The organism is Labrenzia sp. CP4 (genome assembly GCF_001579905.1).
Taxonomy (GTDB): domain Bacteria; phylum Pseudomonadota; class Alphaproteobacteria; order Rhizobiales; family Stappiaceae; genus Roseibium; species Roseibium algicola.
On the sequence record NZ_CP011927.1, the window covers coordinates 2,521,598 to 2,540,799 of the forward strand.

Below are 19,202 nucleotides of genomic sequence, written 5' to 3' on the forward strand. Positions count from 1 at the left end.
CAAGTGGGTGTTTTGGTGATTTTTATCCTGATATCACCGTATCTTGCGAAGAATGACAGCAACTTTCCTCAATTTCGCGGTAAGCTATTGACCTGCCGGGATGAGCGGTGTTGTTTCGGCGGACAGACTGCACAACCGCAGCGCAGAAAAGGGAAGAGACATGAGCGGATGGAGTGACACCTGGACCTGGATCGACGGGACTTGGCACGAGGGCAATCCGCCGATCATGGGCCCGCGCACACATGCTTCCTGGCTCGGTTCCAGCGTTTTTGACGGCGCCCGCTACTTTGAAGGTGTGATGCCGGACATCGATCTCCACTGCAAACGCGTCAACGACAGTGCCGTGGCGCTGGGCATGAAGCCGACCATGAAGGTTGGTGAAATGGTCGAGCTCACCAAGGAAGGCTGCGCCAAATTCGGTGGTGACCAGCAGATCTACGTCAAGCCCATGTACTGGGTCGAAAGTGACGGACCCGGGGTGATCGTGGGCGATCCGGACAGCACGCGGTTCTGCCTGTGCCTGTTCGATGCGCCGATGGCACCCAAGGATGCGGCGATGAGCATCACGCTGTCTCCATTCCGCCGTCCGACTGTTGAATGCATGCCTGTCAACGCCAAGGCCGGCTGCCTTTATCCCAACAATGCGAGAGCGATGCTGGAGGCCAAGGGGCGCGGCTTCGACAACGCGGTCGTTCGCGACATGCTGGGCAATGTCGCTGAACTGACATCGGCCAATATCTTCATGGCCAAGGAAGGCAAGGTACACACGCCGGTTCCCAACGGCACCTTCCTGAACGGCATTACCCGTCAGCGCGTCATTCAGCTGCTGCGGTCCGTTGGCTATGACGTTTTCGAGCGCACCATGGACTATGGCGAGTTCCTGGAAGCCGACGAGATCTTCTCGACCGGGAACTACAGCAAGGTAACGCCGGTCAAGCGGATCGAGGACCGCGACCTGCAGCCGGGTCCGATCGCGGCTCGCGCAAGAGAACTCTACTGGGAATTTTCCCACGCCTGAGTGGGGAGTTTCATCTGACGACCAGTGCCGCGGCTACCACAAGCGCCGCGGCGGCTGCCAGGGATGAAGCAGTAAAGGACCCGGTCAGATGGTGCATCTGGCCGGCAACCCAGGGCCCGGCCATCTGCCCGACGCCAAAGCTTGCCGTCAGTACCGCAAGCATCTGACGGATTGCTGCCGGTCCGTCCCGGCTGACTTCGCGCCGTGCCTCCATCAAGCCAAGCGCGGTGATACCCATGAAGGTTGCCCCGAGGAGCGCTGCTCCGAAGAGGAAAAGCCCAGGCGCTGTGCTCACCGCCGTCAAGGCAACCCCTGCCGCTTCCAGCACGCAAGCAAGAGCGAAGCCCTTTCGAGTGCCCATGCGGGCGGCAATCCTGTTCCAGACGTAAATTGAAGGTGCCGCGCACAGCCCAACTGTCAACCAGACGAAGGCTTCGGTTGATTGAAGCGCCGGATTGGCGCGTGCGATCGTATTGACGAAGGTCGCGGTGATGACATAGCCGAAACCGAACAGACCGTAGGCCAGAATGAGGCGGATGCGACTGGCAGAGCCAAACGGAGATGCCGGGGTTTCGTCGGGGGAGTTTTGCGCAGGTGCGGTGACCGGCTGGGGAGACGGCTCGGACGGCACCAGAAATGCAGCCACCAGAAGAAAGCAAAGCGTGGCAGCGCCACTGGCCAGCCAGAGCCCACGCCAATCTGCCCCCAGATGCGCCAGGAGGGCAACCAGAACGGCGGAAAAGGCAATGCCGCAGCCGACCCCGGCAAAGTGGAGGGCGCTCAAGCCGCCGCGACCGGCTGCCGTCAGCCGCTCCAGGATCAGGCTGGTTGAAAATACCAGCGCAAAGGCGCTTGCGACGCCGCTGGCGAAGCGGATCAACAGAAACAGAGACAGGGAAGTGGTCAGCGCCATGGCGGCACTGGTCAGGGCGCTGGCAAGAAGCCCACCGAGAAACCACAGCCGGGGATTACCGGGCAGGGACCTTGAGGCGCCGGCAAGAGCTCCGGCCAGATATCCGAGAAAATTCGCGGACGCGATCAGGCCGGCATCATCGGGCGGCAACTGCAGGCCGTCGGTCATGAAGGGCAGGATAGGGGTATAGACGAACCGGCCGATGCCCATCGCGGCAGCAAGGGCGAGCAGACCGCCGAAAGCCAATGCGGCAGGAGAGCGCGAGATGGGTGACATGGAGTTCCGGTCGTGAGGCGATAGCTGAAAACTGACATGCAGTCGTTGCTATCTTGCACGATCGCTCTGCTTTGTCATTTCCAGGAACACGTTGAAGTAGGGTTGGTGCAGGGTAGGGTTAAGGCGATCAGTTTCCGGTGCGGACACCAGGGGCGACAAGCCGAGTATTGGTGCGCATTGCCTTTCGCAGGGCATTGGTTCGCACCGACTGGACCTTGGAACCGGGAGCCCGGGTCATGCAGGCCTTATGGATACAGTCGCAATGAGCCATGCTCCACCGTAGCAACTGTTCGGGTAGTCGCAGGTCTTGTCGTTACATCATCAACTCCAGTTGTTTTAGCATTCTCCAAGAGAAACGCCGTTTCAGAGACTGGCCTGAGAGGTGATGGTGGTAGCGAGGAGAATTTTTCTTGAGAAAAGAAGTGAAGATTTCTATTTAATATCATTCTAGATATACATTAGATAATGATCGAAATAAGATTATTATTATATAATTCTATATTGTTAAAGTGTTTTCGTTATAAATAACGATGCTTTTCTTTCGAAAATTACTGATCACATTTCCGTGAGCGGCGCAACTGCAGCCGTGTGGACGCGTTCCCGTCGTGGGAAGTGTCAATGGCAGATCGTACGTCCTAAAATAAAAAGAAAAAATTTCTTTATTTTGGGGATCGGCGCTTGCCGTGACGGCCCAGCAATCCTATTTTGCCGCTCGACGCGGCCGTTCCTGCATTCATTCTTGAGGCAGGCATGTCGCCGCCGGTCACCGACCTTTTAAGGAGTTTGTCATGTCTTTCGAATTGCCTGACCTGCCGTATGCATATGACGCGCTGGCCCCTTACATGTCTGCTGAAACTCTCGAGTTTCACCACGACAAGCACCACCAGGCCTATGTCACCAAAGGCAACGAGCTGCTCGCCGGCAGCGGCCTGGAAGGCAAGTCCCTGGAAGAAATCGTGAAGGAAAGCTTCGGCAAGAACGCTCCGCTGTTCAACAACGCCGGTCAGCACTACAACCACATTCACTTCTGGAAGTGGATGAAGAAAGACGGTGGCGGCAGCTCGCTTCCGGGTGCGCTGGCTTCCGCTATCGACAGTGATCTTGGTGGTTTCGACAAGTTCCGCGCCGACTTCATCGCCGCAGGTGTTGGCCAGTTCGGCTCCGGCTGGGCCTGGCTCGCAGTCAAGGACGGCAAGCTGGAAATCATGAAGACCCCGAACGGTGAAAACCCGCTGGTACACGGCGCCGCGCCGATTCTCGGCTGCGATGTGTGGGAACACTCCTATTACATCGACTATCGCAATGCGCGCCCGAAGTACCTCGAAGCTTTCATCGACAGCATGGTCAACTGGGACTACGTGCTGGAAATGTACGAAGCTGCAACGAAGTAATTCGGGATACATCCCGTTTTGCGAAACCCCGGCCTGAACAGGCCGGGGTTTTTTGTTTGGCTGTTTCGTCAGCGTTGACGCTGTGTTCACCGAACATGGCGCACTTCACGCGACCGTGATTTTCCGACCGAGCGGTACATGGGCTGTACTCGCACTGGTGATTCATTGCCGAAGGCAATTTCCACGAGAGGGAGAGAACGATGCGAATGATCAAATCGGCTGTTGTATTGGGTCTTGCGGCCGGGACTGGCCTTGCCGGTTCCATTGCTCAGGCGTCTGACGATCCGATTGCGACCCGGCAGGCCATCATGTCGTCGGTCGGCGCGGCCGCCGGGCTCGGTGGAGGCCTGATGAAAGGGGAGATCGCCTATTCTCCTGCTGCCGGTAAGGCTGCCATCGCAACCATGAATGCAGCAGCCCTGACATTCGGAGACTATTTCCCTGCTGGTTCCGATCAGGGTGAAACCGGAGCCGCTGCGGCCATTTGGGAAGATCCGGACGGATTTTCCGCTGAGCTGGCCAAGTTTGCGGACGCGACTGCAAAAGCCTTCGAAGCATCCGGCAAGGACGGTCCTGCGGATGTCGAGGCTTTCAAGGCTGCGATGGGTCCCGTGTTCGGCTCTTGCAAATCGTGCCACGAAACTTACCGTAAGAAAAACTGACCGGCGGCATTCCGGGGTCTACCGCACACAGACTGCAACAGGCAGGCTCCAGACTGTGAGACAGATCAGCGGCTTTTCACCCTGTCCGGGTTGAAGAGCCGCTGTTTTGGCGTTTCGGTGCCAGGAAGACCCAGGGAGACCTCATGAAAAAGGCTGTCATCGTCCTCGTCGTTCTTGCCGTTGTTGCGGCAGGTGCGGGTTGGTTCCTGTCCGCGCCGACGAAGCTGAGCGAAGCCCAGCTTGCCGCCATTGCGGAAGGGGATGCGTCGCAAGGGGAACTTGTATTCTGGGCCGGCGGCTGCACCTCCTGCCATGCGGCCAAGGATGCTGCGGGAGACGACAAGCTGAAGCTTGGCGGAGGCCTTCGCCTGGAGACGCCGTTCGGGGTGTTTGTTGCCCCGAACATTTCGTCCAGCACGGCAGACGGTATCGGAGCCTGGTCGCTTGCTGATTTCGCCAATGCCATGACGCATGGCACATCACCGGACGGGCGAAACTATTACCCGGCGTTCCCTTATACTTCCTATGCCCGCATGTCTGGCGAAGACATCGGCAATCTATTTGCCTTCATGAAAACGCTGCCGTCCGTCAATGGCAAGACGCCACCTCACGAGCTCGGTTTTCCGTTCAATATCCGTCGGGGGTTGGGGCTTTGGAAACGGCTCTTCCTGGATCCGTCACCTGTCATAGCCGCCCCTTCAAGCGGGAACGAGGTCGACGCTGCCCTTTGGGACCGCGGGCGGTATCTGGTGGAAGGGCCCGGCCATTGCGGTGAATGCCACACGGCTCGAAATTTTGCAGGGGGACTGGATCTGGCGAAATGGCTCGGTGGCGCACCGGCTCCCACAGGTGAAGGCCGCATTCCGGACATTACGCCGGTAGACGGTGGTTTCGGCAGTTGGAGTGCAAGCGATATTGCCTATTATCTGGAAAGCGGCTTCACGCCTGAATATGATTCCGTCGGTGGTGAAATGGTGCATGTTCAGGAAAACATGGCCAAGCTTCCTGCCAGTGATCGTGAAGCGATCGCCGCCTACCTGAAAGCCATCCCGCCCGTTGCGCCGACAGCCAACTGACGACATCACGCGGACCTTTTGTCATTCCATGATTCAATTGCAGCAAATTTCGATCGTACCCGTTTCAACCGAAAACGACCTGGCCCCGATCCGGCACCTGTTTCGGGCCTATGTCGACTGGCTCGGCATCGACCTTTCCTACCAGGGCTTTGAAGAAGAGCTTGCAGGTCTGCCGGGGAAATACGCGCCGCCGTCCGGGGCGCTTTTCCTGGCGAAGGATGAGGAGGGCTCGGTTCTCGGTTGTGTTGGCCTGCGGGCGTTCGGAAAAGACGGTGCGTGTGAAATGAAGCGGCTTTACGTCCTGCCGGACGGACGCGGCAAGGGTGTTGGTGGTGCGCTGGTGGAGGCTGTAATCGCAGCGGCGGTTGCCGCCGGCTACCGGGAGATGCTGCTGGACACGCTGCCAAGCATGACGGGTGCCATCAAGCTCTATGAAGCCGCGGGGTTTGAGCAAGTTGGCGCCTATTACGATACGCCGATCCTGGAGACGGTTTTCTTCAGAAAGCAACTGAACGGGTAAACAACTGACGCTTTCAAACAAAACCACCTGCGAGCAGGTGGTCAAGTTTCGCTTTTTATTATTGGGTCGTTTTGCCCGTGCACAGTTATTCGAGAAATTGGAACGCGTATCTCCAGAAAGTTGTAGAGCCGGTCCATTGCTATTCAACTAAGGGATAATACGTATTTCTCAATCCGGTTGCAAGTCGTTCATCGATCAGGTTGCAATGATCGCTTCAACTTCGACCCTCAGCTGTGGGTGAAACAGTGCGGCAACACAGACCAGCGAGCTAGCAGGAACCTCATTTTCATAGAGTTCTGCAAGGGCTGACCGGATTTCCGGCAAGTCGGTCATGTTGGTGACGAACACGGTTACTTTCACCAGATCTTTCAGTGATCTTCCGTAGTAGGCGGCGATCGTGTTCAGCTGAGCGAACACCGCCCTGATTTGCGGGCCGGCCGAATCGGCCTGAGCAGGTGTGCCGAAAGCTGTGAAACCGGATGTATAGACCGTCTGTCCATGCCGAACGGCGTGGGTATAGGGGCCGGCCGGCAGGCCCAGTTCCTCGAAATTCTGTCGGGCAAGAGGCATTATTTTTCCTTTTCTGATTACGGCAGGCGGGCTGAAAGGAACAGCGTTGCCCTTTGCACGGGCGGGCCAAGAAAAAAGGCGATGACGGCAGCAGCGGGCCATGCCAGGCGAAAGGCGCTCATCCATTGCCAGAAGAACCTGTCGCTCCAGCCGAGGTTCAGGAATGTGACCCAGCACGACATCAAGAGCGACAGCCCCAGCGACATCAGCAACGTCGCGATCAATCGATTCTTCATGACTGACTAACTTTCGATCGCTTCGCTGGTGCCGATTTCGCCCAGTTCTTCAATGTAGCTGACCTGTGTCAGGTTCTGCGCGAGATAGGCCTTGGTGTGCGGCATTTCGAAATGGGCGGCCAGGGCGTCCTTGTCTGTCCAGCTCTCCCACAGGGTGAACTTGTCGGGATCCTGCAGGTTCTGCCGGATTTCAAAGAAATTGCAGCCGGGTTCGTGTTGGGTTTCAGCCACAAGTCGGCGCAGTTCCGTCTCTGCCCTGGTCCGCACCGCACCCTGTTGCAGTTCGATACCAGCGCTGATGAAGTAATTGCCCATGAGTGTCTCCGTTGCGTTTAAGGACGAAGACAGACTTATTGATTTCTCTAACCTCAATCTATATCGAATAATGAGAGTTTAAATTTTGAAAATGAAATCATGCTCGACGACATCGCCTTGTTTGTTCATATCGCGCGCAATCGAAGCCTGGCAAAGGCTGCTGCGCATCTCGGATTGCCTGCGGCAACGGTGACCCGGCGCCTGGCGAAGCTGGAGGAAACCATAGGCACGCAGCTGGTCTTCCGGTCCGCGCGGAAGTTCGATCTGACGGTGGCGGGTGAAGCGTATTTCGAGGCCTTTGCCGACCTGGTTCAAAACGCTGAGACGACATTGGACGGGTTAAGCACCGACCTGCACGGTCTTCGGGGAGCGTTGAAGGTGGCGGCGCCCACCAATATTTCCATCGGCATCCTGCAACCCATGTGGTCGGAATTTCTCAAGACCTTTCCGGAGATCCAGCTGACGCTGACGCTTAGCAACGAGAACAAGGATCTGCTGGAACACAGGGTCGATATTGCCCTCCGAGCCGGACCCCAGACCGATGAGCGGCTTTACCAGAAGCGTCTCGGGGTGGTGGCAACGGTTCTCGTTGCGGCGCCTGCTTATCTTGAACAGGCGGGTGCCCCGGAAAGTCCGGACCAGATCGGCCGGCACAAGGTGGTGCGGGTGTCCACGCTTCCGCAATGGCAACTGACAAATCGGGAAACGGGCTGCCGCGAAACCGTGCCTGTCGATGCACGTGTGGTTGTCGATGACATCAGCCTTGCCCGGCAGCTGGCCGGCGACGGTCACGGGCTCGCTCTGTTGCCTGCGAGCGAGATTTCCGATGACCTGATTTCAGGCCGCCTCACACCTGTGCTCGCAGACTGGCAAGGGCAGCAACGGGATATCTTTGCGGTATGGCCCACCGGGCGGCTGCTCAATGCCCGGGCGCGCTGCCTGCTTGATTACATGGAACCGTTCATGGCAGCGCTTCCCGTGTTTCAGGGGACTGTCGTCCAGCGTGATCCTGCAAGATCTGCTTGATGTCCTACGCAGTGTAGGGATTGCAGCGGATGTAGCGCGGCTGATCGATGTAGCTGGACATGACCGCAAGCCATGCGTTGCATTCGCCTTGAGTCTTGAAGCAACCGGCCTGGGAAATGATGTATTTCTGGCTGAAATTGAAGACCTTGCCACCGGCAATGCCTTTCCAGCCGCTGCCGGTAAAGGTGCGGCAGTCATAAGCTGTGTTGTATGTGCTGGGAATGTCCTGCCGGTTCTTGGTGAAGGTAGGGGAGAACAGCAGCGTTTCCACCACATTGCCGCCGGTCGTGTCGTAGGACTGGCATGCGGCAAGGCACAGCGTGGCGGCCATGACCGGAACCAGGCGCAACCCCTTTTTCAGCCCATCAGCAAGGCGGTGTGGAAGTGTGCGGTAGCAGGTCATCACGGGCTCCAGTGAACAGCATCGGTACGGTCCAGGACCGTTCAATTGATTGATTTGCAACAACTCTCACATGAGCCGAAGACTTGGTCAAAATCAAGTCACGTTCGCTCGGGCGGTACCCGCAAGGGCGTGTGAAAGGAATTTAGGGTTCCGGGCGTGCGAACTACTCCGCACGCCCGGAAAATCTTCGGGTCTGACGAGGTGTCAGGCCTTGTCGGTCACCAAAAGGGCAAAGGCCTGGGTTTCGGCGACTTCCTTCAGCCGGTCGAAACGGCCGGAAGCGCCGCCATGGCCGGCTTCCATGTTGGTTTTCAGCATCAGCAGCTTGTCACCTGTGCCGGTTGCCCGCAGCTTGGCAACCCATTTGGCCGGCTCCCAGTAGGTTACGCGCGGATCGGTCAATCCGCCTACCGCCAGGATGGCCGGATAGGCCATTGCCTCGACGTTGTCGTAGGGCGAGCAGGACGCGATGTAATCGTAGGCTGCCTTGTCCGTGATGGGGTTGCCCCATTCCGGCCATTCCGGCGGCGTGAGCGGCAGCGTGTCGTCCAGCATGGTCGACAGAACGTCGACAAACGGAACTTCGGCAATGATGCCTCCGAATTTTTCCGGTGCCAGATTGGCAATCGCCCCCATCAGCATGCCGCCGGCCGAGCCGCCCTGAGCGACGATACGGTCGTGCGAGGTGAAGTTTTCCGCAACAAGATGGTCTGCTGCGGCTATGAAGTCGGTGAAGGTATTCTTCTTGTTCTCGCGCCGCCCATCCTTGTACCAGTGGAAGCCCTTGTCCTTGCCGCCGCGAATATGGGCGATGGCGTAGACGAACCCCCGGTCGACCAGCGACAGGCAGTTGGTGTTGAAGCTCGCCGGAATGGTGATGCCGTAGGAACCATAGCCGTAAAGCAGCAGAGGTGCGGAACCGTCGAGCTTGGTGTCCTTGCGGTAGAGCACAGACACCGGCACGGTCTCGCCGTCGGCTGCGGGAGCCATCAACCGGCGGGTGACATAGTCGTCCGCATCATGGCCGGAAGGCACTTCCTGTTCCTTGCGCAGAACACGCTCGCGGGTCTCGACATTGTAGTCGAAGGTCTGCGATGGCGTTGTCATCGAGGAATAGGTAAAGCGGATCGTGCTCGTGTCGAACTCGTAGCCGCCGCCAAGGCCGAGCGAATAGGCTTCCTCGTCGAAGGCGATGGAGTGCTCGATGTTGTCTGCAAGCCGGCGGATCACGATGCGCGGCAAGCCGTCTTCGCGCTCCAGCCGCGTCATGAAGGACTTGTAGACGCAATGCGACAGGATCAGGCATCCTGCCTTGTGGGGCACAAGATCGGACCAGTTTTCGCGGCCGGGATTGCCTTTCGGCGCAGTGACGATCATGAAGTCCTCGGCGCCGCCTGCGTTGGTCAGGATGTAGAGTGTGTCGCCGTGATCGTCGATGGAATACTCGATACCGGTCTCGCGCTCTGCGACAAGCACCGGTTCGGCGGTCGGGTCGGTGGCCGGGATCATCCAGACTTCGGACGTCTCGTGATCGTGAATGTCGATGACGATGGTGTCGCCGGACTGGGTCTTGCCGACTCCCATGAAGAAGCCGGCATCCTTTTCCTCGTAGACGAGAACGTCGCTCGCAGGGTCGGAACCGACTTCGTGACGGAAGAGTTTCGAGGGCCGGTGGTTGGCGTCGAGGCGAACGTAGAAGACATAGCGGCTGTCTTCCGAGAAGACGCCGCCGCCGCCCGTGTCCTCGATGGCGTAGTCGAAATCCTTGGCAGACTGGGCGTCGCGCAGCTTCAGTGAATAATATTCCGAGCCCTTGTCGTCATAGGCCCAGGCGATGAGCTTGTGATCCGTCGACTGGCTGACGCCGCCGATCCGGAAATATGCCGTTCCTTCGGCTTCCTTGTCGCCATGGAGAAGAACCGTTTCCGCGCCACCGTCACGCGGGGTGCGAAAGAAAACCGGTTGCTGGCCGCCGGTTTCATACTTGAGGCCGTAAGCGAAGGGCCCGTCGGGCGCAGGAACCGAGCTGTCGTCTTCCTTGATGCGGCCGCGCATCTCCGCAAAAAGCTTCTCCTGCAGAGCCTTCGTCGGTGCCATCTGCGCTTCGTGATAGGCATTTTCCGCTTCCAGATAGCTGCGGATGTCGGCATCCAGCACGGACGGGTCCTTCATGACCTCCTGCCAGTTGTCCGCCCTCAGCCAGGCGAAGTCGTCCTGGCGGGTAATGCCGTGGGTCTCAAGGGTGAGGGGGCGCGCTGCGGCGCGCGGGGGAAGGGCATCCTGTTTCATGGATCGGAGGTAAGATTTTTGAGCCTTGAAGGCAAGGGTCAATCCTGCCGAGGCGGCTGGGCGTTTCCGCTTGCAGGCAATCCTGTCGTGCTTTCAGACAAGAGCGGCGACCCGCAAAAGTCTTTGACATTTTTCAGGCGTTCGCGCACTTAGGAAGAGATGGTTCCCGACTCCGAACTCCGGACCGGGATTAAAAGGGAACACGGTGCGACGAGCCCGAAAGGCTGCAAATCCGTGACTGCCCCCGCAACTGTGAGCGGTGAGCAAACCTGAAAGCGCCACTGGGGAGACCCCGGGAAGGATCAGGCAAGCAATGACCCGCAAGTCAGGAGACCTGCCATTTCACCTTAAACCTTAACCCGGGCGGGGTGCCCCGGAGGAGTGAGTGACATGGCCAATCGGCACCTGCCGGCAAAGTTGCACATTCGGTTCCTGACTGCCCCGCGAAATCGCGGAGGGCGATATGAACCGGAAATTTTCTGCTGAATTCTCAAGACTTGCCAACCTCCTGACCGAGGCTGATCCGCTGGCGACGCGCGCAGCACGCGCGATGGTTCCGGATGGGCTGCAAAAATCTGTTGTCAGCAAGAACATAGGTAATGTAATAACATTACATGATGATTGTGCCAAACGTACCCGATCCGGCCGTGCCCAGTGCAACGAGGAAAGCAATGCCTTTGCTTTTCCGCAGCCTCCTGTCGGTTCACTGGCAGAAGCCGTGGAGGCGCGTCATGGGCAATGATCCGCACAAGATATTTGTTTGCACGACCTGTCGTCACAATGGGCAGACTTGCCATCCCGGATATGGGCTGATCTGCAAGCTGAAGAGTGCAATGGCACAGGCAGTGCCTGTTGTTGGAGACGAATTCGAAATCAGTGGAACAGCCGACATGGAGAGCTGTTCGAGACCTTGCACGCTGGCATTCAAGGCCACCGACAAGGCGATCTACCTCTTTGGGGACATTGAGGACGATACGGACATCGATGACCTTGTCGACTACGCCAATCGGTATCGCCAGATTGAAAATGGATGCGAGGTGACCGAGGAAAGCCACGGCAAGCGCTGGAGCGCATCGCAAGGCCGGCTTCCGGCAGCGATGATCGTTTCGGAAGCAGACGCGACGGCGTTCTCATGACGGGGGTCGATCTGTTTGTCCGGGAGGTCAGCTGGAAGACGGGGCAGGGCAAAACCATTCTGCATCCGCTCAGCTTCGATCTGCCTGCCGGTGAGGTTCTTGGAATTGCCGGCGCCAATGGTGCCGGCAAATCCACCCTGTTGCGGCTGCTCTATCGCTTCCTGAAACCGAAAACGGGCGAAATCCTTCTGGATGGCACGGACCTCTGGCACATCAGTGCCAGGGAGGCTGCCAAAACGATCGCCGCCGTGCTTCAGGAGCAGCCGACCGACTTTGCCTTGTCCGTGCGCGAGATCGTCACACTCGGTCGGCGTCCCCATGCAACCGGTATTGCCGGCGCAGGCAAGCGGGACGCCGAGATCGTCGATGACTGTCTCGGGAAAATGGATCTGCTGTCCTATGCAAAAAGAGCCTTCGGCACATTGTCAGGGGGGGAAAGGCAACGGGTGATGGTGGCCCGGGCGCTGGCGCAAGAACCAAGGCTTCTGGTGCTGGATGAGCCGACGAACCATCTGGACATCCGTCATCAGCTCGAGATCGTCGAGCTGATTGCCGATCTGGACATTACCATTGTCACCAGCCTGCACGACCTCAACCTGGCAAGCCGTGTCTGCGACAAGGTCTTGCTGTTGCATGAGGGCCGACTGGTTGCCCAGGGAATGCCGGAGACGGTGCTGACCCCCGGCAACATTGAGCAAGCCTATTCGGTACAGGTCCGTCTGGAGCAACTGTCTGCCAGCCGCGAGCGCTACCTGACCTTCCATCTTTGAATTTCTGGAGACTTAAAATGAAAAAGATTGCCCTGAGCCTCGTGCTCGCCTTTCTGTCTGTACCGGCAATTGCGCAAACGACCGTGGAAAGCTGCAACCGCACAGTGACCTTCGACACGCCGCCCAAAGCAGCCGTTTCGAATGACGTCAACCTGACCGAGATGATGCTGGTACTGGGCCTGCGCGACCGCATGGTTGGATATACCGGCATTTCAGGCTGGAAGACGCTGGACGCGGAAATGCGTGAGGGCGTTGCCGAACTTCCGGAACTCGCGTCGAAATATCCGAGCAAGGAAGTGCTGATCGGGGCCGACGCCGATTTCTTCTTCGCCGGCTGGAATTACGGCATGAAGGTGGGCGGTGAAGTGACGCCTGAAACGCTGGAGCCGTTCGGCATCAAGGTCTACGAGCTGACCGAATCCTGCATTCATATCGGCGACAAGCCGAAGGCGTCCCTGCAGGATCTCTATAACGACCTCCTCAACCTCGGAAAGATCTTCGGTGTCGAAGACACAGCCCACGATCTTGTTGCGGCCTACAAGCTGGAGCTGGACCGGATCGCGGCAACGGTGCCTGCTGGTGAAGAGCCGCTGCGGGTCTTTGTCTACGACAGCGGCGAGGACAAGCCGTTCACCGCCGGACGATATGCCATGCCGACAGCGCTTATCGAGGCAGCCGGCGGCGTCAACGTGATGGACGATTTTGAAAAGAGCTGGGCAACCGTCGACTGGGAAACCGTGGTGGAAAAAGACCCGGACATGGTCGTGATCGTCAACTACGGCGAAGTGACGGCTGACCAGAAACGCGACTTCATGAAACACAATCCCGCTCTGGCTAATATTGCAGCCGTCAAGAACGACCGTTTTGTCGTGCTGGACTATGTCGAGGCAACCCCGGGGCCGCGGAACCTCAAGGCCATCGGAAAGCTCACCGAAGCGTTCTGGGGAGAGTGAGCCTTGCAGAAGATGCTTCGAACTGCCGTTGCAGGCAGAAACGATAGACCGGCATGAGCCTGCTCACGGCCAAAAGCGCTGGCCTGCGCCGGTTGCGGGGGAATGGCGTATTGCTTCTGGCCGGCGTGCTGGTGCTGGCTATTTCCATTGTAGCCGCCATCGGTGCAGGTGCGGTGCCGATCCCGGGTAGCACTGTTTTCAAGGTCCTCGTCAACGGCGTGGTGCCCGGCTATTTCGACGTGGACTGGTCCAAGGGCCGGGAGGCTATCGTCTGGGAGATCCGGTTTCCGCGGGCGCTTCTGGCCGGGTTTGTCGGCGCAGGTCTGGCCGTTGTCGGCGCCGCCCTGCAATCCGTCACGCGCAATCCCCTGGCCGATCCGCATCTGCTTGGCATTTCGTCCGGAGCAGCGGCTGGCGCCATTCTTGCGCTGTTGCATACTGGTCTTTTCCTGGGGCTGATGACCGTTCCGCTGATGGCATTCGCCGGTGCGTTGGCGGCAACTTTTCTGGTGCTCGGGGTGACGCGGTTTGCATCTGCAACCAGTGCCGACCGGCTGGTGCTGGCCGGTGTGGCCGTGTCCTTCATCATCATGGCGATCGCCAATATCCTGATTTTCCTGGGCGATCCGAGGGCAACGCATACGGTTGTCTTCTGGATGCTGGGCGGTCTCGGCCTTGCCCAATGGGCTCAACTGCCGTTTCCGCTTGGCATTCTGCTGCTGGTGGCGCCGTATTTTCTGCTGCGGTCTGCCGATCTCAATGCGATGACCATCGGCGATGAAACAGCGTCGACGCTCGGCATTCCGGTTGCCCGGTTCCGTCTCACGGTGTTTGTGCTGGGAGCTCTGATCACCGGTGTGATGGTAGCCTTTTCAGGCATCATCGGCTTTGTCGGGCTGATGGTGCCGCATATTGCCCGCTTCCTGGTAGGGGGCAATTATAGCCGGGTTCTGCCGGCATCAATGATGCTTGGCGCAATCTTTCTGATCTGGGCGGACATCATCGCACGAACGCTCCTGTCCCCCGAGGATATGCCTATCGGCATTGTCACCGGGCTGATTGGCGGCATTTTCTTCGTGCTCCTCCTGCGCTCCCGCACGGGTCAGGCACACTAGAACCTCGCATGGTCCGCGTCCGACCGTTCAACCGGGCCAGGTTGAACGGTCGCTGGTCAGAGCGCGGCTCAAGGTTCGTTGTGGCAGATCTCGACGGTTTCCATCAGGCAGCATTTGTATAGTGTTGCTCTATCGAGACCAAAACGGACCCACATGGACAAACTTCCTACCAATCTTGCGGAATTCACACACATCCGGATCATCATCGGCATGGTGATCGGGCTGGGTGTTGCGCGGCTTCTCAATGGCCTCGCGCGGTATGTTCAGCATCCCCAACGCGAAGAGATCTACAGCGTGCACCTTGGGTGGTCGTTGTTCATGCTTTTGTCCGTCGTTCACTTCTGGTGGTTCGAATTCGCACTTGGCCGCATTCAGGTCTGGACGTTCGAAAGCTATCTGTTCGTCATCGCCTTTGCCGCACTCTACTTTTTTATTACCGCCGTGCTTTATCCGGACAAGATGGGCGAATACGCCAGCTACAAGGACTATTTTCACGCCAGGCAGACCTGGATCTACGGCTTGCTTGCCCTGATGTTCGTGCTCGACATCGTGGACTCGCGGCTGAAGGGGATCGATTATTTCAACGATCTTGGAACCGCGTATCTTGTGCGTCAGATCGTGATGATCGTGCTGGTGCTGGCCGCGACGAGGATCCGCAAGTCCGCTTATCACATCGGTCTCGTCAGCGTTGTCCTGCTGTCGCAGATCTGGTTGATCACCAGCAACTTCAGCGTTCTGAAGTAACTGGCGTCCTCTGGCCGTTCATCGGAACCACAGTCTCAAGCCGCTGCGCCCGTCGGCCTCATCTTGCCGCGCATGAAGATGAAGATCATCACCGCCATGTTGAGGAAGTTCCAGGCGATACCGTTCAGGAACGCGGCCTGGTAGGAGCCTGTGAGGTCGTAAATCCAGCCGGACAGCCAGCCCCCGAGGGCCATGCCGAGTATTGTCGCCATGATCACCAGGCCGACACGCTGTCCAGCTTCGCGGGCCGGCAGGTATTCTCGCACGATCACGGCATAGCTGGGCACGATGCCGCCTTGCGACAGACCGAAGATGAGGGACACGAGGTAGAGCGAAGCCAGGCCGTTGAAGGGAATGAACAGGAACAGCGCGGCGCATTGCAGCACGGAACCGATCAGCAGGGTCATGACACCGCCGATCTTGTCGGCAATATATCCGGATGCCAGCCGGCTGATGACACCCGCACCGGTCATCAGTGCGATCATGTCCGCTCCAGGGGCAACACCATAACCCAGATCGACGCAATAGGCGACGATGTGAACCTGTGGCATCGACATGGCGACGCAGCATGCAAGACCAGCGACCACGAGAAGAGCCTGCAGGATGGCAGGCGGCAGGCCGGTGTCCTGGCGACCGAAACGGGCCGTGGCCGCGCCGGTGCTCAAGGAGGTGTCCGGAGGCGGCCGGCGCAGCAAAAGGGCCAGCGGCACCATGGCGACAAGGCAGATGACGCCGATGAGGATATAGGTGTGGCGCCAGTCGGACGTCGCAAGGCTCCACTGGATCAGCGATGGCCAGAGCACACCGGCGAGATAGTTTCCGCAGGCGGCGCAGGCGACCGCAAAACCGCGCCGTTTCAGGAACCAGTGTGAGATGTCGGCGATCAGCGGGCCGAATGTGGCCGCGGTGCCCAGACCGATCAGCAGGCCCTGCGCCAGAGAGAAGCTCCAGACATCCGGCGCAAAGGCGGCCAGAACGAAGCCGGCACCGAGTGATAGAGCAGAGCCTATGACGGGTATGACAATGCCGTAACGGTCGACGACGCGGCCAAGCAGGTAGTTGCCCGCAGCAAACCCGAACATCGTCGCGGTGTAGGGCAGGGACGCTCCGGCACGATCGATCCCGAAATCCGTCTGGACGGCGGGCAGAACGATGACAACCGCCCACATGCCGGCACCACCAAGGGTGCTCAGCAAAATCGAAATCGCCAACCGGAACCAGGCGTAAGGCCCGTCCTGGACGTATGGATCGGATGCGTTGGCAAGGGACATGATCGGGTACCGGGAAAGTGCAGAACCATCTGCCTAACAGGTTCGCCGATGGGGAACCAACAAATATCCTTGAACCAACCGACCACAAATTCAAATGATTGCACGAAGGCGAAAGGGCCGCCTTCGTGCAGGAGCAGACGTTTAGCGGACGTCAGGCGTTCGCTTTCAGGCTTTCGGAGATGAAATCACTCAACGAGCGGGTCGGATGACCGATCAGGTCCTCCAGGGCCGTGGAAGTCGTGAAGAGCTCGCCTTGAGACGCGCCTCTGTCGGAATCAGCGAGGACATTTGCAAAGCCTTCCGGCAGACCTGCCTGGACCAGGATGCCGGCATAGGTTGCTTCTGGCAGGTTGTTGAACGGTATCTCACGTCCGGACTGGCTGGAGAGCTCTGCTGCCAGGTCGGCAAGACTGAACGCAGGTGATCCGCCAAGTTCCAGTGCTCGCGTGCTCAGGTCGCTGCCGGCAACGGTGCGGGCTGCGGCTTCTGCGTAATCTTCGCGTCCAGCGGCGGAAAACTTGCCGTCACCGCTTGCGCCCGCAACGGCACCATGGGCAAGGGCAGCCGCTACAGTGCCGCCGAAATTCTCGATGTACCAGCCGTTGCGCAGCACGGCATGGGCAATGCCGCTTTCGCGCAGCATCCGTTCCGTTTCGGCATGTTCCACACCCAGCTGGAGGCTGGACTGCGGAACGTTGAGAAGGCTGGTGTAGACGATGAAACGCACGCCGGCTGCCTTGGCTGCATCGATGACGGCCTTGTGCTGCGGCGCGCGCTTGCCGACCTCCGATCCGGAGATCAGCAGAAGACGCTCAACACCTTCCAACGCAGCCGGCAGGGCGGCGCTATCATCGTAATCAGCCTTCACCACCGAAACCTGGTCCGTGGCAAGATCGCCCGCTTTTTCCGGTGAGCGGACAAGCGCGCGAACTGGCTCGGCTGTGAGGCCGGCAAGATGTTTGAGGACAAGACGGCCCAGCTGACCATTGGCACCCGTGACTGCGATCATTGTGTTTCTCCTTGAAGGTTGATCGTTCGAAAATGCATCGGATGCTGCCCATGTAGACGGATCACTTACTTTTTGTTAGTACGTACAAAAAGGTTAGTTTTGAGATTTATCGGATCTCGGACAAAAAACTGGAAAACAGGATGAGCGACACGGCAGAAATAACCCCCAAGTGCGTGCTGAACAGCGGCGCGCCCTTGTCCGAATTGATGCAGCAGGGGGAACTGCTCAACCAGAACTGTCCATCACGCGAAATCCTGCGGCATCTCACGAGCCGTTGGGGCGTGTTGGTGCTGATTGCGCTTCTGGAAAAAGATCAGCGGTTTTCAGAACTTCGCCGCACCGTGGGCGGCGTCAGTGAAAAGATGCTGGCGCAAACGCTGCAGACTTTGGAGGCCGACGGGTTCGTCAACCGGTATTCCCACCTGGTGGTGCCACCGCATGTCGATTACAGCCTGTCCCCGATCGGCCGGGAGGCTGCAGAGAAAGTGCGAGAATTCGCTGACTGGATCGAGGTCAATATCGCCAGGATCCTGTCCGCCAAATCCGGCCACGAGGACGCCATGGCAGCGGAATAAGGATTTGAGGCGTTTTTCCGGCCCTTGATCGGGAGATGAACCGTCAGTGGGTATAACGGTCGACGATCTGCCAGTATCTCGGATCGCGCCACACCCTGGAGACGGCAGCCGACAGTCGGCCTCTGATCTGCGGGTCGAGATCCTTGTTGGCCGCCAGCCACTGGATGCCGTGGGTAACCGGGGCGCCGATGACGAGACTTCCCGGGTCGTATCCCTGCTGGCGGAACATGTAGCTGGCCCGAACAGACATGGTGTACCAGGCATCGATCCTGCCGGTCTTGAGCATGACGCTCATCTGTTCGGCTGATGGTATTTCCTCAACGTTGCGAACTCCGAACCGCTGGAGGATCTGGCTGCGCTGGCTGCCGAGATGCACCCCGATGACCTTGCCGCTCTCAATAGCCTTTTCAAAGGTATCCAACGGCTGGTCGAGCGTTACGAATGCGCTTTCCGTATAAAGCAGGGGGGCGATGTACTGGAATTTCTCACTGCGGTTCCTGGAATAGGCAGCAGTAAAGAGAAGTGAACCGGGCGTGTTTTCAGCCAGCAGCTGCGCGCGCCTCCAGGGGGCGAAGCGGATCTTGATATCCAGGCCGGCCTCTTCTGCAACGAGCTCCATGAGCTCGACTGCAATGCCCTTCTCCTGCTCGTTGATGGAGAGAGGGGGCAGATATCCGGTGAATGCGACAAGTTCTTCTGCGGCAGCTGGTGAAGACAGGACCGGTTGGCCGGCAAGTCCCAAGCCGAGGCCGAAAACCAGCGCGCGCACGCAGGTGCAAGCAAAACTCCGTAGTACAGACAAGTCCCACCCCGATGTTCTTGAAGTTTGTGATGCTATTATTATCAGGGGTGTGTAACTGAAATCTAAAACTGGAAACTGTTCTTGAAACAGGCGTTTCAATGCATGCATTAGATCTGCCCGCCCCGAAGCTGT

General features: G+C 58.5%; 22 protein-coding genes and 1 riboswitch. Of the genes, 13 read left to right on the plus strand and 9 right to left on the minus strand.

Annotated elements, in window-relative coordinates:
* The first annotated feature begins 160 nt into the window (after positions 1–160).
* The gene (locus tag ACP90_RS11700) at positions 161–1,018 is read left to right on the plus strand and encodes a branched-chain amino acid aminotransferase (RefSeq protein WP_062491547.1); all 858 of its coding nucleotides are present in this window, start codon (positions 161–163) and stop codon (positions 1,016–1,018) included.
* A gap of 10 nt (positions 1,019–1,028) precedes the next feature.
* On the opposite strand, the gene ACP90_RS11705 is transcribed toward ACP90_RS11700, so the two are convergent.
* A complete protein-coding gene (locus ACP90_RS11705; protein ID WP_062488441.1) occupies positions 1,029–2,207 on the minus strand; it encodes a YbfB/YjiJ family MFS transporter in 1,179 nt (392 codons plus the stop codon).
* Positions 2,208–2,995: 788 nt separating this feature from the next.
* On the opposite strand from ACP90_RS11705, the gene ACP90_RS11710 reads away from it, so the two are divergent.
* The 4 genes from ACP90_RS11710 (at position 2,996) to ACP90_RS11725 (ending at position 5,856) form a co-directional block, all read left to right on the plus strand.
* Positions 2,996–3,598, plus strand: a complete 603-nt coding sequence (locus ACP90_RS11710) for a superoxide dismutase (RefSeq protein ID WP_023000984.1) — start codon at positions 2,996–2,998, stop codon at positions 3,596–3,598.
* A 206-nt stretch (positions 3,599–3,804) separates the two neighbouring features.
* Entirely contained in the window at positions 3,805–4,260 is a 456-nt protein-coding gene (locus ACP90_RS11715) for a cytochrome c (protein WP_062488442.1), read from the plus strand.
* A gap of 143 nt (positions 4,261–4,403) precedes the next feature.
* The gene (locus tag ACP90_RS11720) at positions 4,404–5,336 is read left to right on the plus strand and encodes a cytochrome c (protein ID WP_062488443.1); all 933 of its coding nucleotides are present in this window, start codon (positions 4,404–4,406) and stop codon (positions 5,334–5,336) included.
* Between the two features lie 28 nt (positions 5,337–5,364).
* A complete protein-coding gene (locus tag ACP90_RS11725) occupies positions 5,365–5,856 on the plus strand; it encodes a GNAT family N-acetyltransferase (RefSeq protein WP_062488444.1) in 492 nt (163 codons plus the stop codon).
* 195 nt (positions 5,857–6,051) lie between these two features.
* On the opposite strand, the gene ACP90_RS11730 is transcribed toward ACP90_RS11725, so the two are convergent.
* Genes ACP90_RS11730 through ACP90_RS11735 form a run of 3 tightly spaced genes read right to left on the minus strand, consistent with a single transcriptional unit; the run spans position 6,052 to position 6,977 of the window.
* Positions 6,052–6,426: a RidA family protein gene (locus ACP90_RS11730; protein WP_062488445.1), complete on the minus strand. Its 375-nt coding sequence runs from the start codon at positions 6,424–6,426 to the stop codon at positions 6,052–6,054.
* Positions 6,427–6,443: 17 nt separating this feature from the next.
* Positions 6,444–6,662 (minus strand): DUF2798 domain-containing protein, encoded by a 219-nt coding sequence (locus tag ACP90_RS27965; protein ID WP_082809728.1) that lies wholly within the window; start codon positions 6,660–6,662, stop codon positions 6,444–6,446.
* A 6-nt stretch (positions 6,663–6,668) separates the two neighbouring features.
* Positions 6,669–6,977: a putative quinol monooxygenase gene (locus tag ACP90_RS11735; RefSeq protein ID WP_062488446.1), complete on the minus strand. Its 309-nt coding sequence runs from the start codon at positions 6,975–6,977 to the stop codon at positions 6,669–6,671.
* Between the two features lie 99 nt (positions 6,978–7,076).
* Between ACP90_RS11735 and ACP90_RS11740 the strand changes: the two genes are divergently transcribed.
* The gene (locus ACP90_RS11740; RefSeq protein ID WP_062488447.1) at positions 7,077–8,003 is read left to right on the plus strand and encodes a LysR family transcriptional regulator; all 927 of its coding nucleotides are present in this window, start codon (positions 7,077–7,079) and stop codon (positions 8,001–8,003) included.
* Positions 8,004–8,007: 4 nt separating this feature from the next.
* Here ACP90_RS11740 and ACP90_RS11745 read toward each other — a convergent pair whose 3' ends face one another.
* Positions 8,008–8,406 (minus strand): hypothetical protein, encoded by a 399-nt coding sequence (locus ACP90_RS11745; RefSeq protein WP_062488448.1) that lies wholly within the window; start codon positions 8,404–8,406, stop codon positions 8,008–8,010.
* A gap of 204 nt (positions 8,407–8,610) precedes the next feature.
* Complete coding sequence (locus ACP90_RS11750; RefSeq protein ID WP_062488449.1) at positions 8,611–10,695, minus strand: S9 family peptidase; 2,085 nt, start codon at positions 10,693–10,695, stop codon at positions 8,611–8,613.
* Between the two features lie 143 nt (positions 10,696–10,838).
* A riboswitch (cobalamin riboswitch) is annotated at positions 10,839–11,052 on the plus strand.
* Between the two features lie 106 nt (positions 11,053–11,158).
* On the opposite strand from ACP90_RS11750, the gene ACP90_RS28230 reads away from it, so the two are divergent.
* From ACP90_RS28230 to ACP90_RS11775, 6 genes are all read left to right on the plus strand, one after another.
* Positions 11,159–11,437 carry a hypothetical protein gene (locus ACP90_RS28230; protein WP_145915758.1) on the plus strand — a complete coding sequence of 93 codons (279 nt, stop codon included), beginning with the start codon at positions 11,159–11,161 and terminating at the stop codon, positions 11,435–11,437.
* Positions 11,427–11,831 (plus strand): DUF1636 family protein, encoded by a 405-nt coding sequence (locus ACP90_RS11755; RefSeq protein WP_062491549.1) that lies wholly within the window; start codon positions 11,427–11,429, stop codon positions 11,829–11,831. The genes ACP90_RS28230 and ACP90_RS11755 overlap by 11 nt, the downstream gene beginning before the upstream one ends.
* Complete coding sequence (locus ACP90_RS11760) at positions 11,828–12,601, plus strand: ABC transporter ATP-binding protein (RefSeq protein ID WP_062488450.1); 774 nt, start codon at positions 11,828–11,830, stop codon at positions 12,599–12,601. The genes ACP90_RS11755 and ACP90_RS11760 overlap by 4 nt, the downstream gene beginning before the upstream one ends.
* A gap of 17 nt (positions 12,602–12,618) precedes the next feature.
* On the plus strand, positions 12,619–13,554 hold the full coding sequence (locus tag ACP90_RS11765; RefSeq protein WP_062488451.1) for an ABC transporter substrate-binding protein: 936 nt from the start codon (positions 12,619–12,621) through the stop codon (positions 13,552–13,554).
* A gap of 53 nt (positions 13,555–13,607) precedes the next feature.
* A complete protein-coding gene (locus ACP90_RS11770) occupies positions 13,608–14,669 on the plus strand; it encodes an iron ABC transporter permease (RefSeq protein WP_062488452.1) in 1,062 nt (353 codons plus the stop codon).
* Between the two features lie 153 nt (positions 14,670–14,822).
* Complete coding sequence (locus ACP90_RS11775) at positions 14,823–15,413, plus strand: hypothetical protein (protein ID WP_023000998.1); 591 nt, start codon at positions 14,823–14,825, stop codon at positions 15,411–15,413.
* 35 nt (positions 15,414–15,448) lie between these two features.
* On the opposite strand, the gene ACP90_RS11780 is transcribed toward ACP90_RS11775, so the two are convergent.
* Both ACP90_RS11780 and ACP90_RS11785 read right to left on the minus strand, forming a co-directional pair.
* Entirely contained in the window at positions 15,449–16,684 is a 1,236-nt protein-coding gene (locus ACP90_RS11780) for an MFS transporter (protein ID WP_062488453.1), read from the minus strand.
* Between the two features lie 151 nt (positions 16,685–16,835).
* Positions 16,836–17,693 carry an SDR family oxidoreductase gene (locus tag ACP90_RS11785; protein WP_062488454.1) on the minus strand — a complete coding sequence of 286 codons (858 nt, stop codon included), beginning with the start codon at positions 17,691–17,693 and terminating at the stop codon, positions 16,836–16,838.
* A gap of 140 nt (positions 17,694–17,833) precedes the next feature.
* Here ACP90_RS11785 and ACP90_RS11790 point away from each other — a divergent pair, with 140 nt between their 5' ends.
* Positions 17,834–18,268 (plus strand): helix-turn-helix domain-containing protein, encoded by a 435-nt coding sequence (locus ACP90_RS11790; RefSeq protein WP_062488455.1) that lies wholly within the window; start codon positions 17,834–17,836, stop codon positions 18,266–18,268.
* Positions 18,269–18,311: 43 nt separating this feature from the next.
* Here the strand turns inward: ACP90_RS11790 and ACP90_RS11795 are convergent, their stop codons facing one another.
* Complete coding sequence (locus tag ACP90_RS11795; protein ID WP_208984195.1) at positions 18,312–19,070, minus strand: transporter substrate-binding domain-containing protein; 759 nt, start codon at positions 19,068–19,070, stop codon at positions 18,312–18,314.
* Positions 19,071–19,202 lie beyond the last annotated feature (132 nt).

Bases quoted from the DNA above. Each gene is read 5' to 3' on its own strand.
- ACP90_RS11700 (WP_062491547.1), top strand. From the start codon at position 161: ATGAGCGGATGGAGTGACACCTGGACCTGGATCGACGGGACTTGGCAC.
- ACP90_RS11705 (WP_062488441.1), bottom strand. From the start codon at position 2,207: ATGTCACCCATCTCGCGCTCTCCTGCCGCATTGGCTTTCGGCGGTCTG.
- ACP90_RS11710 (WP_023000984.1), top strand. From the start codon at position 2,996: ATGTCTTTCGAATTGCCTGACCTGCCGTATGCATATGACGCGCTGGCC.
- ACP90_RS11715 (WP_062488442.1), top strand. From the start codon at position 3,805: ATGATCAAATCGGCTGTTGTATTGGGTCTTGCGGCCGGGACTGGCCTT.
- ACP90_RS11720 (WP_062488443.1), top strand. From the start codon at position 4,404: ATGAAAAAGGCTGTCATCGTCCTCGTCGTTCTTGCCGTTGTTGCGGCA.
- ACP90_RS11725 (WP_062488444.1), top strand. From the start codon at position 5,365: ATGATTCAATTGCAGCAAATTTCGATCGTACCCGTTTCAACCGAAAAC.
- ACP90_RS11730 (WP_062488445.1), bottom strand. From the start codon at position 6,426: ATGCCTCTTGCCCGACAGAATTTCGAGGAACTGGGCCTGCCGGCCGGC.
- ACP90_RS27965 (WP_082809728.1), bottom strand. From the start codon at position 6,662: ATGAAGAATCGATTGATCGCGACGTTGCTGATGTCGCTGGGGCTGTCG.
- ACP90_RS11735 (WP_062488446.1), bottom strand. From the start codon at position 6,977: ATGGGCAATTACTTCATCAGCGCTGGTATCGAACTGCAACAGGGTGCG.
- ACP90_RS11740 (WP_062488447.1), top strand. From the start codon at position 7,077: ATGCTCGACGACATCGCCTTGTTTGTTCATATCGCGCGCAATCGAAGC.
- ACP90_RS11745 (WP_062488448.1), bottom strand. From the start codon at position 8,406: ATGACCTGCTACCGCACACTTCCACACCGCCTTGCTGATGGGCTGAAA.
- ACP90_RS11750 (WP_062488449.1), bottom strand. From the start codon at position 10,695: ATGAAACAGGATGCCCTTCCCCCGCGCGCCGCAGCGCGCCCCCTCACC.
- ACP90_RS28230 (WP_145915758.1), top strand. From the start codon at position 11,159: ATGAACCGGAAATTTTCTGCTGAATTCTCAAGACTTGCCAACCTCCTG.
- ACP90_RS11755 (WP_062491549.1), top strand. From the start codon at position 11,427: ATGGGCAATGATCCGCACAAGATATTTGTTTGCACGACCTGTCGTCAC.
- ACP90_RS11760 (WP_062488450.1), top strand. From the start codon at position 11,828: ATGACGGGGGTCGATCTGTTTGTCCGGGAGGTCAGCTGGAAGACGGGG.
- ACP90_RS11765 (WP_062488451.1), top strand. From the start codon at position 12,619: ATGAAAAAGATTGCCCTGAGCCTCGTGCTCGCCTTTCTGTCTGTACCG.
- ACP90_RS11770 (WP_062488452.1), top strand. From the start codon at position 13,608: ATGAGCCTGCTCACGGCCAAAAGCGCTGGCCTGCGCCGGTTGCGGGGG.
- ACP90_RS11775 (WP_023000998.1), top strand. From the start codon at position 14,823: ATGGACAAACTTCCTACCAATCTTGCGGAATTCACACACATCCGGATC.
- ACP90_RS11780 (WP_062488453.1), bottom strand. From the start codon at position 16,684: ATGTCCCTTGCCAACGCATCCGATCCATACGTCCAGGACGGGCCTTAC.
- ACP90_RS11785 (WP_062488454.1), bottom strand. From the start codon at position 17,693: ATGATCGCAGTCACGGGTGCCAATGGTCAGCTGGGCCGTCTTGTCCTC.
- ACP90_RS11790 (WP_062488455.1), top strand. From the start codon at position 17,834: ATGAGCGACACGGCAGAAATAACCCCCAAGTGCGTGCTGAACAGCGGC.